At 68.5% G+C, this 12,774-nt stretch carries 10 protein-coding genes; 5 read left to right on the top strand and 5 right to left on the bottom strand.

Annotated elements, in window-relative coordinates; all coding sequences use genetic code 11:
* Positions 1–6 precede the first annotated feature (6 nt).
* A complete protein-coding gene (locus tag A176_RS39750; RefSeq protein ID WP_226994241.1) occupies positions 7–732 on the top strand; it encodes a hypothetical protein in 726 nt (241 codons plus the stop codon).
* A 13-nt stretch (positions 733–745) separates the two neighbouring features.
* Here the strand turns inward: A176_RS39750 and dgt are convergent, their stop codons facing one another.
* Positions 746–2,155, bottom strand: coding sequence for a dGTP triphosphohydrolase (dgt, locus tag A176_RS08275; RefSeq protein ID WP_044891117.1), 1,410 nt, complete (start codon positions 2,153–2,155; stop codon positions 746–748).
* A 244-nt stretch (positions 2,156–2,399) separates the two neighbouring features.
* Between dgt and A176_RS08270 the strand changes: the two genes are divergently transcribed.
* Positions 2,400–2,915 carry an OmpA family protein gene (locus tag A176_RS08270; RefSeq protein WP_002638954.1) on the top strand — a complete coding sequence of 172 codons (516 nt, stop codon included), beginning with the start codon at positions 2,400–2,402 and terminating at the stop codon, positions 2,913–2,915.
* A 2-nt stretch (positions 2,916–2,917) separates the two neighbouring features.
* Here the strand turns inward: A176_RS08270 and A176_RS08265 are convergent, their stop codons facing one another.
* Together A176_RS08265 and A176_RS08260 are read right to left on the bottom strand one after the other, a co-directional pair.
* On the bottom strand, positions 2,918–4,519 hold the full coding sequence (locus A176_RS08265; RefSeq protein WP_002638955.1) for a GMC oxidoreductase: 1,602 nt from the start codon (positions 4,517–4,519) through the stop codon (positions 2,918–2,920).
* 146 nt (positions 4,520–4,665) lie between these two features.
* Positions 4,666–4,998, bottom strand: coding sequence for a hypothetical protein (locus A176_RS08260; protein ID WP_144429518.1), 333 nt, complete (start codon positions 4,996–4,998; stop codon positions 4,666–4,668).
* A gap of 193 nt (positions 4,999–5,191) precedes the next feature.
* On the opposite strand from A176_RS08260, the gene A176_RS08255 reads away from it, so the two are divergent.
* Positions 5,192–6,412 (top strand): M20/M25/M40 family metallo-hydrolase, encoded by a 1,221-nt coding sequence (locus A176_RS08255; RefSeq protein WP_044891118.1) that lies wholly within the window; start codon positions 5,192–5,194, stop codon positions 6,410–6,412.
* Positions 6,413–6,469: 57 nt separating this feature from the next.
* On the opposite strand, the gene A176_RS08250 is transcribed toward A176_RS08255, so the two are convergent.
* Positions 6,470–8,020, bottom strand: a complete 1,551-nt coding sequence (locus A176_RS08250) for a DUF1501 domain-containing protein (protein ID WP_002638958.1) — start codon at positions 8,018–8,020, stop codon at positions 6,470–6,472.
* A gap of 3 nt (positions 8,021–8,023) precedes the next feature.
* On the bottom strand, positions 8,024–9,697 hold the full coding sequence (locus tag A176_RS08245) for a DUF1800 domain-containing protein (protein WP_002638959.1): 1,674 nt from the start codon (positions 9,695–9,697) through the stop codon (positions 8,024–8,026).
* Positions 9,698–9,939: 242 nt separating this feature from the next.
* Here A176_RS08245 and A176_RS08240 point away from each other — a divergent pair, with 242 nt between their 5' ends.
* Both A176_RS08240 and A176_RS08235 read left to right on the top strand, forming a co-directional pair.
* On the top strand, positions 9,940–11,817 hold the full coding sequence (locus A176_RS08240) for a StlD/DarB family beta-ketosynthase (protein WP_044891119.1): 1,878 nt from the start codon (positions 9,940–9,942) through the stop codon (positions 11,815–11,817).
* Positions 11,810–12,763 carry a DUF6999 family protein gene (locus A176_RS08235; RefSeq protein WP_002640818.1) on the top strand — a complete coding sequence of 318 codons (954 nt, stop codon included), beginning with the start codon at positions 11,810–11,812 and terminating at the stop codon, positions 12,761–12,763. Before A176_RS08240 ends, A176_RS08235 begins: the two co-directional genes overlap by 8 nt.
* Positions 12,764–12,774 lie beyond the last annotated feature (11 nt).

The raw sequence follows: 12,774 nt of genomic DNA, 5'->3' as shown, positions 1-12,774 counted from the left end.
TGCGCCATGAACCGCACCTCGCTGCTGTCGCTTTGCGCCGCTGCTTCGCTCTTCGCTTGCACCGAGCGGACCCCTGAAACCAACACTGGGAAGTCCGCCGCTCCCGTTGAGGCGCAGGCACCCACGCCCGCCCCGGAAAGCGCGGCGCCACCGCCCTCCAAACAGCCCACGGCAGCCACGGGGACGGCCGGCGGCGACTCGGGCGCCCAGGCACCCGGAACGAATGACTCGGGCGTGGGCGAGTACACGGGGGCCCCCGCGGGAGAGAAGGCCACGTGTTCGGCCTCGGGTCTGTCGCCGCGCGCGGCCCCTGCGTCGCCCCCCCTTCCGCCCGCCGCGGAGTCCATGCGCCAGCGCATCATCGCCGCCGCGGTGGCGTGTGATTACGCGGCGCTCAACACGCTGGCGGACGAGAACGGCAAGGCCGTGCGCTTCTCCTACGGCGGAGACACCGACGCGGGCGACTACTGGCGCAAGTCGGAGAAGAACGGCAACCCCGACCTGGCGCGCATCGTCCAGGTCCTGAACCTGCCCTATGCGAAGGAGGGCAACCTCTACTTCTGGCCGGCGGTCCATGTCACCGGCGCGAAGTCCGACAAGGATTGGGCCGCCATCTCGGGCATCTACTCGGACGCAGAGGTCCGGGGGATGAAGGACCAGGGCGGATACCTGGGCCTGCGCGTGGGCATCACACCCGAAGGCGACTGGCAGCTTGCCGTCTCCGGGGATTGAGCCCTTTCGATGACTACGTCGGCAGCTTGATGCCGGACAGCCGCTGGAACAGCTCCACCGCGAAGCCGTCCGTCATGCCTGAGATGTAGTCCGTCACGCAGAGCAGCCGCTGGTACTTCGAGAGGCGGGCCACCGCCTCGTTGATGGCATCCTCCCGGGACGCGTGCTCCGACTGCGTCTCCCGCGCGTGCTCCGGACGCTGGAACAAGTCCAGTGGCAACAATTGCCGCAGCTTCTTCTCCTCGCGGTTCGGCGTGTCCGTCACCACTGCCATCGCGAACATGTCCAACAGGCCGCCCAGCGTCTTGAAACCCGCGCTCTCGATTTGGAGCACGCGCTCGCTCTCATAGCCGTAACGACGGGTCAGATTGCGGATGGCCTTCAGCGGCTTCGACACGTCGTCACGCGCGGACGCCAAGGGCGTCTCCCACGTCCCCGCCTCCATCGCCTCCACGTTCTCCAGGAAGACCGCCACACAGGCCTGGATGAGCTCACCAATCGCCCGCGCCCGAGCCTGGGCCAGCCGCGTCTCCAGGTGCGACGGCGGCGGGCGCACGGGCCCATTCACCGGCTTGGGCAGCACCGCCTCCATCAGCTCACAAGCATCGCGGAGGGGAATCAGCCCCAGCTTCGCGGAGTCCTCCAAGTCGATGACCGCGTAGCAGATGTCATCCGCCGCCTCGACGAGGAACGCCAACGGATGGCGGGAGTAGACGCCGGCCTCCCGCGCCACCAGCCCCATGGCCGAATAGGCCTCCAGCGCCAGGCCCTCGTCGTCCTGGAAGTAACCGAACTTCTTCTCCGACACGCGCGCCTTGTCCCGCGCACGCCCGCCGGGCAGCACGGATGCACGCGGGTACTTGCTCATGGCCCCCAGCGTCGCGGCCGTGTACCGCAGGCCGCCCCGGCGCTCGCGAGACTGGAGCCGGTTGAGGATGCGGAAGCCCTGCGCGTTGCCTTCGAACGACTCCAGGTCGTGCCACTCCGCCAGCGACGCGAAGGGGCTGGTCCGCCCCTCCCCTGGCTTCGTCAACCGCTGCGACACCCAGTGCTGGATCGCCGCCTCGCCCGAGTGCCCGAAGGGCGGATTGCCAATGTCATGCGCCAGGCACGCCGCCGCGACGATGGTGCCCAGGTGCGAGGGATTCACCAAGACCTCCCGAGCCCGCAGCCCCCGGCCCGCGAGCGCCCCCAGGGAGCGGCCCACGCACGAGGCCTCGATGCTGTGGGTCAGCCGCGTGCGGGTGTAGTCGCTCGTGGACAGGGGAAACACCTGCGTCTTGTCGTGCAGGCAGCGGAACTCCGCGGAGAAGACGATGCGGTCGTAGTCCCGGTCGTAGTCGGTCCGCTCGTCCTGGAGCAGCGCATCCATGTCGCTCAGGACGGGGGCCGGCTCCTCCACCGGCTTGTTGCCCGACCCCACCCGATACCCCGACAGAAGCTGCTGCCACCGCTCCGTTCGACTGCTGCCGCTCACGCCTGCCTCGCTGTGCGAAGGGACCTGGAGCGACATGCTGCCGCCCTCAGGGTGCGAGGCAAGTTTTACCAGCCGAGCGGACGCGCCGCCCGCCTCCCTCCTCGGGGGACACCGTGAGGCTGGACGAACCCGCGCCACCTGGGCAGCCTCTCACCGGGCGAACCCGCCCTCCACCGAGGAGTCCTCACGCATGAAGCTCAAGGCCCTGTGCATCGCCGTGTCGCTGCTCACCCTTCCCGGAGTGGCCTCCGCGCAGGGCGCGCTCGACTCCCTCGGAAAGGCCGCTGGCAACGCCGGCAAGTCCGCCGTGGAGAAGCGCGTCAACACGAAGCTCATGGACGAAGGCCGGCAGAACCAGTGCAGCTTCAAGACGGGCACCGCCCAGCTCGAGCCCGGCTGCGACGCGAAGCTCAAGAAGCTGACCAACGCGCTCGTCGACGCCAAGAAGCAGCTCGTCGCCGCGGGCGTGAAGTCCTACAAGTTCGAGGTCTCCGGCCACACCGACTCCACCGGTGACGCGGCCAAGAACAAGAAGCTCAGCGAGCAGCGCGCGGAGACCATCGTCAAGGAGCTCATCGCCCGAGGCATCCCCCGGAACGAAATCCTCGCCGTGGGCCACGGCTCCGAGAAGCCCCTGGTGAAGCCCGACGACACCGCCGCCAAGAAGGCGAAGAACCGCCGCTACGAGCTCCAGGTCCGCCTGTAGCCTCAACCCACGTGGGCGCCCGGGGTGGACGCGGGCGCCCCGGCCCCCACCGTCGGGGCCCTGGGGATGAAGCCCATCGCCCGCTCGGCCAGGGCCGTGATCGTCAGGGACGGATTCACCCCCGGGTTGGCGGAGATGGCGGCCCCGTCCACCACATACAAGCCGTCATAACCGAACACCCGATGCTGGGAGTCGATGACGCCCGTCTGGGCAGAATCCCCCATGCAACAGCCGCCCAGGATGTGCGCGGTCGTCGGGATGCCCAGCAGCGTCTCGACCACCATCGTCATCGGGTAGCCGTCCAGCTTCTTCGCCACCCGCCGCGCCAGCTCGAACACCTCTGGCATGTTGGCCGACGGCGCGGGACCGGACTGAAGCGCCGTGCCCAACCCCAGCCGCCGGGAGCGCTGCATGCGCAGGTGCCCTTCCTGCGTCCGCATGTAGAGCAGAATCACCGTCCGCTTCGCGAACTCCGGGACGAACCACGCCTTGAGGAAACGCAACGGATGCCGGGCCAGCACCGCCACCAGCCGGACCAGCCGTTGAAGCACCGTGGCCCCCGGAACCTGCGGCGCCATCAACAACCGGAAGAACCCCGACCCGGCGGAGTAGCGCACCGGCTCCAGATGCGACTGCGCATCGGTATGCAGGATGGAGCCAATCGCGATGCCTCGCGACAAGTCATGCTCCTTGCGGCCACTCACGATGCCCATCAGCGCCTCGGAGTTGGTCCGCACGCCATCCCCCAAGCGGTCCGACAGGCGCGGCAGTCCGTCCGGGCTCGCCTTCAACTTCAACAGCAGGTCCACCGTGCCCAGCACGCCACCGGCGAAGACGACGTGCCGCGCGGTGAAGCGCACCTTCTTCCGGAAGGAGCGCCGCGCGCCCTGGAGCGCCTCCACCTCGTAACCCCCTTCGGGCAGCGGCCGCACCCACGTCACTTCGGTGTCCGCGTGCAGCGTGAGACCGCGCCGCTCCGCCAGGTAGAGGTAGTTCTTGTCGAGGGTGTTCTTGGCGTCGTGACGGCAACCCAGCATGCAGCCACCACACGCGGTGCAGCCCGTGCGCTCCGGCCCCTCGCCGTTGAAGTACGGGTCCTTCACCGTGACGCCGGGCTCTCCGAAATACACGGCGACGGTGGACGGCTGGAAATCCGTGCGGCCCATGTCGGAGCCCACCTCCTGCAACACCTGGTCGGGCACGGTGCGCAGGGGGTTGGTGGTGGCGCCCAGCATCCTCCGGGCGGTGGCGTAGTGCGGCGCCAGCTCCTCCTTCCACGACGCGAGGTGCCCCCACGAGGTGGCCTGGAAGAAGTCGTCCCTCGGGATGGGCAGCGTGTTGGCGTACACGAGCGAGCCGCCGCCCACGCCCACACCCGACAACACGGTGACGTGGCGGAAGAACGACATCTGGAACAAGCCCCGCCACCCCAGCGTGGGCATCCACAGCCAGCGACGCAGGTCCCAGTTCGTCTTCGGGAAGTCGGGGGCGCGCAGGCGGCGGCCCTTCTCCAGCACCACGACGCGATAGCCCTTCTCGGTCAACCGGAGCGCGCTGACGCTGCCTCCGAACCCCGAGCCGATGATGAGCCAGTCGCAGTCCATGGCCGTCCATCCTTCCCGCAGCCTCCGCGCCGTGCAAGCCATGCACGAGCGGAGGCCCCCCGGCGCACCGGGTCGATGACCTTGCGATGCGCCCGAAACCCGCGGGATTCACGGCGAGCGGGTGACGCGCCGCCCGGCGGCTCCCCCTACATCTCGATGAGGTCGGGCAGGTACTTCCCGTCGCAGTTCGAGTCGTTCACGTACGTGCCGCAGGCCTGGCTCACACGCGAGATGGGCGCGCGGGCCCCCACATGACAGCCCAGGAGGGGCGCGTCCGCGCAGTACGCATAGGCGTGGAAGTCGAGGCAGCGCCCCGTCTGGTAGCCGTGCGCGTCCGTCTCACAGTACGCGTAGTACTTGAACTGCTCGACCTCCCGCTCGGCCTCGGGTGCCGGCGCCTCCATCTCCGTGCCACCACAAGCCGTGGCGCTCAGGGCGGCGATGCACATCCAGGAAAACCACGAGGGGGAACGACGCATGATTCGACTCCCAACGAGTGAAGGTGTCCGGGTGAAACATTCCAGGGCGGTCGCGCGTCGTGACGAGGGGCACCCGGCACTTCACGCTGGGTATGTTTTCTTTCCCACACCCCAGGGCCCCCATTGTAAGCCTTCTTTTCGGGAAAAGCAGAGGCTGCTCAGCGCAGTCAGCCCCCTTGGAGGCCCCATGCGGATGAAGACGTGGATGCCGGTCGCCGTGTTGCTGCTGAATGCCCCGCTGGCCTTTGCCGAGCCCATCAAGGCAAAGCCAAACGACAAGACTGTCTGGATTGCACTCGGCACGGATGCCATCGCGCCCATGCAAGAGGCCTTCGCGGCCGAAGGCTGGAGCGTGCCCACCGCGCTCAAGCAGCAGGAACACGCGGGTGTGTTCCAGATGAAGGAGTCCCAGTTGTCGCGGCTCGCGCTGCTCATGCACGAGAAGTTCAACCGGTGCGCGGGCTTCATCACGTACGAGACGCAAGACGAGGCCATCGCCTCCCTGGAGCCGGCGCCCCCGGTGAAGAACCAGAAGGCCGTCAGCTACACCCTCACCAACGCGGCCACGGCGAACACGCTGATCGGCGCGCTCTCGGCGGACAACATCCGGACCACCATCGCCGAGCTGTCCGCCTTCCCCACGCGCAGTCAGACCTCACAAGGGGGCGTGGACGCCGCGGCCCTCGTCCTGAACAAGTGGCAGGGCTACGCCACCAGCGCGGGGCGCACGGACGTCACCGTGGCGTACTACCCGCACTCGGGCTGGCGGCAGCCGTCGGTCATCCTCACCATCCGCGGCACCACCCTGCCCAACGAGGTCGTCGTGGTGGGCGGGCACCTGGACTCCATCAGCTCCACCAGCGCCGCGCCCGGCGCTGACGACGACGCGTCCGGCATCGCGACGTTCACCGAGGTCATCCGCGTCGCCATGGCTCGCAACTTTCGGCCCCAGCGCACGGTGAAGTTCATGGCCTACGCCGCGGAGGAGACGGGCCTGCGCGGCTCGCGGGAGATTGCCGTCGCGCACAAGAACCAGGGCATCAACGTCGTCGGGGTGATGCAGCTCGACATGACGAACTACAAGCACCCCAACGCCACGGCGGACGTGGGCATCGTCACCGACAACACCAACGCGCCGCAGAACCAGTTCATCCGCGACCTGATTACGACCTACGTCGGCGTGCCGTTCACCAACACGACGTGCGGCTACGGGTGCTCGGACCACGCCTCCTGGCACGGCCAGGGCTTCGCGGCCTCCATCCCCTTCGAGGGCACCGTCGTCCAGAAGAACCCCCACATCCACACGTCCCGGGACACCCTGACGCAGTCCAACAACACCGCCACGCACGCGCTCAAGTTCTCCAAGATCGCAGCGGCCTACGTCGCGGAGCTCGCCAAGGGCACCGCGCAGTAGACGGCTCCCGGCACCGAGGCCCCGGCGCGACCCACGCACCGGGGCCCCGTGGCGGCGCTACGTGTCCGCGAGCATGAAACCAACGCGGTTGTTGCGCGCGGAGGAGGGGAAGCCGCCCGCCGTCGCCGCGGTGATGTAGCCCGCGAGATTGGGGAACACGTACTCGCGCTCGGCGGCCGTCGACAGGCCCAGCCAGTACGCCAGTGAATAGGCGTACTGGTCCACCGACAGGGTGGGAATCCAGCGGCCCCGCGAGTCCGTGGTGTCCAGGTTGTTCACCCCGTTGGCGGACAGGTCCAGGTTCGGGTACGTGCCGTAGAACCGGCCGCCCTGAACGCGGTCGCCAATGACGATGGCGTGGCCGCCCCAGGCGTGGTCCGTGCCCCGGTCCGAGTTCTCCACCATCGTCCGGCTGAAGTCGCTCATGGTGAAGAGCGTGGCCTGCGGCGGCGTGGCGCCGAAGACGCCGGACGAACGCAGCACGTCCAACGCCTGGTAGAAGGCATCCAGGGCGAAGTCGAGCTGCGTGAGCAGCGAGTTCTGCATCGGCAACTGCCCCACGTGCGTGTCGAAGCCGCCCAGGCCCACCGAGAACGCCTGGCGCCGCAGCCCCAGGCCGCCCTGGCCCGTGGCCGTCGCGCCCGCGAGGATGTCCCGCAGCACCTGGTAGAGCTGCGTGAGCAGCGTCCAGTTGGTGGCGCCCGCGGGCGGGACGAACAGCGCGTCGATGGCCGTCTGCGTGGCCACCGGGAGCGCCGCCCACGCGGCATCGCGCGCCGCCGCGCGGGACGTGGCGAAGGTCTGCGCCTGGGTGAAGATGCCCCCGTATGACGCCTCCAGCGTGACGCCATGGGTGTGCGTCATCACCTGGGAGAGGGCCTCCGTCTGGAGCGCGTTGAAGTTCGCGTCGGACGTCTGACGGAACGCGAGCGTGCCGCTGGACGACACCATCATCGGCTGGCGCACGGCGCCCGCGGCGAACAGCGGCTTGCCTCCGAAGGAGACGACGTCCGGATACCGGGGCCGGGACGGATTCAGCCCCTGGAGCTTGTCCGCCGTCCGGCCACCCCACCCCGTCGCCTTGCCCACGAGTTCGAAGGGCACCGGCGCGGTGGCGGGATTCGCGATGGCGCTGGCCCACGCGTCCTGCTGGTCGCTGTGCGAGTACAGGTTGTCGGGCAGGGGCGTGGCGCCGCTGCCGTAATCCGGCTTGCGCAGGGGGACCACCAGCGAGCCCACGTTGCACACGAGCGCGGCGCGCTGCTGTCCGAAGAGCGCCTGCACCTTCTTGAGCGCGGGGTGCAGTCCGTAGGAGTTCGTCCCCAGCCCCGTCGGACTGATGGGCAGCAGGTCCGCCTGGGGGATGCCGATGTTCGGCCGCGCCGCGCGGTAGTGCGCATAGGGCGTGGCGCCGAGCGGCACCAGGATGTTGTTGGCGTCGTTGCCCCCCAGCAGGAACACGCTGACGATGGCGCGGTAGCCCGCGTAGCCATTGAGGGTGGCGGCTTGCGCCTCGCCCACCAGCCAGCGAGGCAGCGCGGACGACGCGGCGAGCAAGCCCAGGCCGCTGGACGTACCACGAAGGAACTGTCGTCGGGAGAAGGACATGGGCTACCTCTGAATCTGGAACTCGGGGGAGAGCGACGTGAGATAGACAGCCAGCTTCCGCCTGCGCGTCGAGTCTCCCGCGCGCGAATCGGTGATGGCATTGAAGACGGTGAGCTGCAGCTCCGAGGACATCGTGTGGTGCAGCCAGTAGCGGCCCAGCCACATCACCAGGTCATTGGAGTCGGCCGGGAGCACGCTCACATTCACCAGGACGCCCGCGTTGGCCGGCGTGCTCGAATAGAGCAGTTCGTGCACGAAGTTGGCGCGCGCGGCCACGGTGGCCGTGTCGAGGATGGCGAACTCGGGCCCCAGCAGCCCATTGCCTCCCGGCGCGGGCGCGTTCGGCGGGTAGTAGCTGAAGACGGACGGCGGACGGGGCACCGCCTGCCCCATGGCACTGCTCCAGGCATACAGCTTCGCCCCGGGGTCCTTGGTGCCGCCCACCGTGTCCAGCGTGCCGTTCAACCAGCGAATCAGCGTGGTGACGAAGAGCGCGGGCGAGCGCAGGTGCCCATAACTGGCGTACTGCGCCAGCGGCGCCTGCGGACCGCGCGCGTCGTCGTCCTCCAGAATCGCGCGGACCACGGCGCGCAAATCCCCGCGCACGCCGCTGCCATTGTTCTTGAAGACGTTCACCACGCGCCGGACGTAGGCCGGGCGCGGGTTGCTGGTGACCAGGTGCTGGATGAGCTGCTTGCAGATGAACGGCGGTACGTTCGGGTCCGCGAAGACGTTGTCCAGCGCCTGCTTCAGGTGCGCCGCCGCGCCACCGCCGGCCGTGGTGGACACGCCCCGGAGCAGCACGCGTGACGTCGAGTCGTGATTCACGTCACAGCCAATCATCTTCTGCGCGTAGCTGGCCGTGTTCGAACGGCCCACCGTCGGGCAGCCGGTGGCGCTGGCATACGTCCACCCCGAGAGCGCGTGGGCGAAGGCCTGGACGTGGGCCTCCGTGTACGTGGGGATGGGCGCTCCCTGGGCGTCCACCATCTCCGTGCCGTCGTCGTTGAGCTTGTGGAGCCCCAACGTGAAGAGCTGGAGCATCTCCCGCGCGTAGTTCTCGTTGGGTGCCACCGCCTGGCCGTTCGTCCGGAAGGCCTTGTTGTTCGCCATGTCCAGGAACGTGCCCATGGCGGGGTCCAGCGTCATCGCCTCCAACAGCGTGCGGAAGTTGCCGAAGGCGTTCGCGGACAGCGTGTTGAGGTAGCCGGCCATGGCCAGCTTGGGCTCAGACTCGGGCGTGCTCGTCAGGTTGGGGATGCCCGTCTGGGAGACGACGAAGACCTGGCTCAGCGCGAACGTCACGCGCTGCCGGAGCTGGTCGCGCCCCTGGATGGCGTTCGTGAAGAACTGGGAGCCGATGTCGCGCGTCTCCAGCGCGCCGCTGTAGGTGGACCGGGGCGCGCTGAGTTGGACGGTGATGGCATTGGTGATGCCCTGCGCCATCACGTACTCCACCGAGTCGATGGGCAGCGGACTGGCACCCGCCGCGAGCTTCGGCCCGAAGGTGGCCTGCTCGAGGAACCGGATGGCGTTGGCCTCCGAGGGTGTGCCCAAGGGCTCGGCGGCCTGCTCCTGCTGACCGAGCACTTCGGCCTCCGCGACCTCCGGGGGACTGTCTTCCGGTGCGCACGCAGTCGCGCACACGGCGATGGCGAGGGTAAGGCGTCGAATCATGGGGGACGTTCTCCTGAGCGGGACGGCGGCTTTCGACCAGCACCGGCGAACGTCCCGCCTGGGCTACGCATAACAGACAAAGCCGTTTAAACGCAAAATGCTGCTTAATCTCGCTCACGCCAGGGTTTTCACGTGACCTGCCATGTCTCGCGAAGCCAGGGGCAATGCCTGACGGAGGCGGTCATGACGCGCGGGTGACGGGGGCGTCACGCGGCGGCCCGGCCCGGGTATCGTTCGTGCCCATGTCACGAGACGTGTTCATCACCAGCCTGGGGAAGTTCCTGCCGGGAGAGCCCATCTCCAACGAGCAGATGGAGACGTACCTCGGCAAGGTCCGGGGACGTCCTTCCCGCGCGCGCAGCCGTGTGCTGTCTCAGAACGGCATCACCCAGCGGCACTACGCCATCGACACGGAGCAGCGGACGCGCTTCCGCAACTGGGAGCTGGCCGTCCGCGCCATCCACGACGCGCTGGAGCGGTCGCCCATCACCTTGAAGGAGATGGACCTGCTCGTCACGGCCACCACCCAGGGAGACCTCGTCCTGCCCGGCTTCGCCAGCCAGGTCCACCACGCGCTGGGGGGACCCGCCTGTGAAGTCGCGTCACTGCACGGCATCTGCTCCAGTGGCATGCAGGCGCTGCGCAACGCGACGCTCCAGGTGGCCGCGGGTGAGGCGGACCGCGCCGTCGTCTGCGCCAGCGAGCTGGTGAGCCGACTGCTCAAGGCCAGCCACTACGAGGAGGTCGCGGGTGGTGCCAACGCCCTCCCCTTCGAGGCGGAGTTCCTGCGCTGGATGCTCTCCGATGGCGCGGGCGCCGCGGTGCTCCAACCCACGCCCCACCCCACCCGCCCCAGCCTCAAGGTGGAGTGGATGGACATCCGCTCCCACGCCAACCGCCATGAGCTGGGCATGTACGTCGGCGCCAACCGGGCGCCCGAAGGAGGCTTTGGCGACACGTGGCTCGACGCCCCCTCCGTCACCGAGGCCACCGCCGCGGGCGTCTTCAACATCAAACAGGACATCCGCCGGCTGGAGTCGCTCGTCTCCCTGGGCGTGGATGGCTTCTTCGCGTTGGTGGACCAGGGCCGCATCCGCCCCGCGGACATCGACTGGTGTCTCATCCATTACTCGTCCCACTACTTCAAGCAGCCCATCGTCAAGCTGCTGGAGCAGGGCGGCGTGCGCATCCCCGAGGAGCGCTGGTTCACCAACCTCTCCACGCGAGGGAACACGGGCTGCGCGTCCATCTTCCTCATGCTCGAGGAGCTGGTGAACGAGGGCCGCGTGCGCCCCGGCGAACGCATCTTCTGCATGGTGCCGGAGAGCGGCGGATTCATCGTCTGCTACGCGATGCTCACCGTCGTGGCTCCGGGCCGCGCCGCCGTGCCGGAGCTGGCCAGCGTCACCTCCACCGAGGACGCCGGCCCCCTTCCCCTGCCCGCCGCGGGCGGTGACCCGGTGAAGGAGAAGCTGGTCCGCGAGCTGACCCACGTCTGGGTGGACTTCGAGTCCCGGCTCCAGCAGGTGCCGCTGCTCCAGAAGCTGAATCGCGGCGTCTTCACGCACGAGGACTACCGGGAGCTGCTCATCAACCTGCGCCAGCAGGTGGTGGAAGGCTCACGGTGGATTGCCCGCGCCGCGTCCAGCATCACCGCCGAGCACCTGGCGCTGCGCTCGTCCTTCATCCGCCACGCCCGCGAGGAACACCGCGACTACGAGATGCTGGAGCGGCACTACGTCTCCGTCGGCGGAACCCACGAGGACATCACCCGCGCGCCAAAGAACATTGGCAGCGAGGCGCTGTCCGCGTGGATGTTCCACCGCGCCAGCCAGGAGAACCCCTTCGACCTGCTGGGCGCGATGTTCATCATCGAGGGCCTGGGCAGCCGCGTGGCGCGCAAGTGGGGCCTGGCCATCCGGGAGCAGCTTGGCCTGGAGGAGGAGCAGGTCCGCTTCTTCCTGTACCACGGTGAAAATGACGGCACGCACCTGGACCGGCTGGAGGGCGCGCTGGGTTCGGGCATCCTCACGCCGGAGCTGGCCGCGCGCATCGTCAAGACGGCCAAGGTGACGGCGCGGCTGTACCTGCTGCAATTGGAGGAGCTGGGCAATGTCTGAGCCGTCACGGGTCGACCCCGTCGCCCTGCTGAACGATGCGCCGCACGACCCGCAAGACCCGGACCCGTGGGTGGCCCTGTTCCTGGACCGCAGCATCCCCATGAGCGAGCGCGCCAAGGCGGAGTTGCTGGTGGACCAGCGCTCGCGCTCGCGTCAGTTCCTGCTGCCCGTCATCCGCCCCATCGCGCGGATGTACATCGTCTTCTTCCAACTGCTGAAGCTGTTCGTCCCCAACCGCTTCACGTCCTCCAAGCTGCTGCACCGGCTGCTCGCATGGGGGTTGAAGACGTGGGTCAGCCCGGAGGCCAACTCGCTCATCCTGCGCCACTTCCACGTGGGCACGGAGATTCTGGACTTCATCGCCCGGAACACGCCGGAGCTGGGCGTGCCCACCAGCCCCATCCGTCCCACGACGCTGGAGCACGTGAAGGACGAAATCTTCCTGAACCACGACCTCAACATCTACAACTTCGTCATCCGGCTGAACCGCGCGCTGCGCGAACAAGGGCGGACCCTCACGCCGCCCGCGCGGCTCGACTTCAGCGGCATCTCCGACACGTTCCCCATCGAGCCGCTGCCGAACCGATGGACCAACGTGCTGGACCTGCAATCCGCCATCGAAATCTTCACGCCCGTGTACCAGCTCTTCCTCACGGACCGGGACTTCTGGCGGGCGAGCAACTCCCTCCAACTGGACGAAACCATCGCGCTCTACGTGGCCACGTTGCTCCAGGCGCCCGGGCTGGTCGCGCTGGTCAACAACCGCCACCCCATGATTCCGCTGACCACGATGCGCGCGGGCTTCCGGCTGCTGCTGCATGGCCTGTCCGCCGAATCCCTCCACGCCTTCCTCGTGGAGTGCAAACACGGCCGGATGCCCCAGCTCGCGAGGCTGGTCTCCCCCGCGCTGCACGCCCAGCTCCTCGGCGTCACCGGCCCGGGCTGAACGGCGGACGG

Origin of the sequence: Myxococcus hansupus, from assembly GCF_000280925.3 — a bacterium.
Taxonomy (GTDB): domain Bacteria; phylum Myxococcota; class Myxococcia; order Myxococcales; family Myxococcaceae; genus Myxococcus; species Myxococcus hansupus.
The sequence above is the reverse complement of the archived record's forward strand: the minus strand, read 5'-3'. Positions and strand labels throughout refer to the sequence as shown.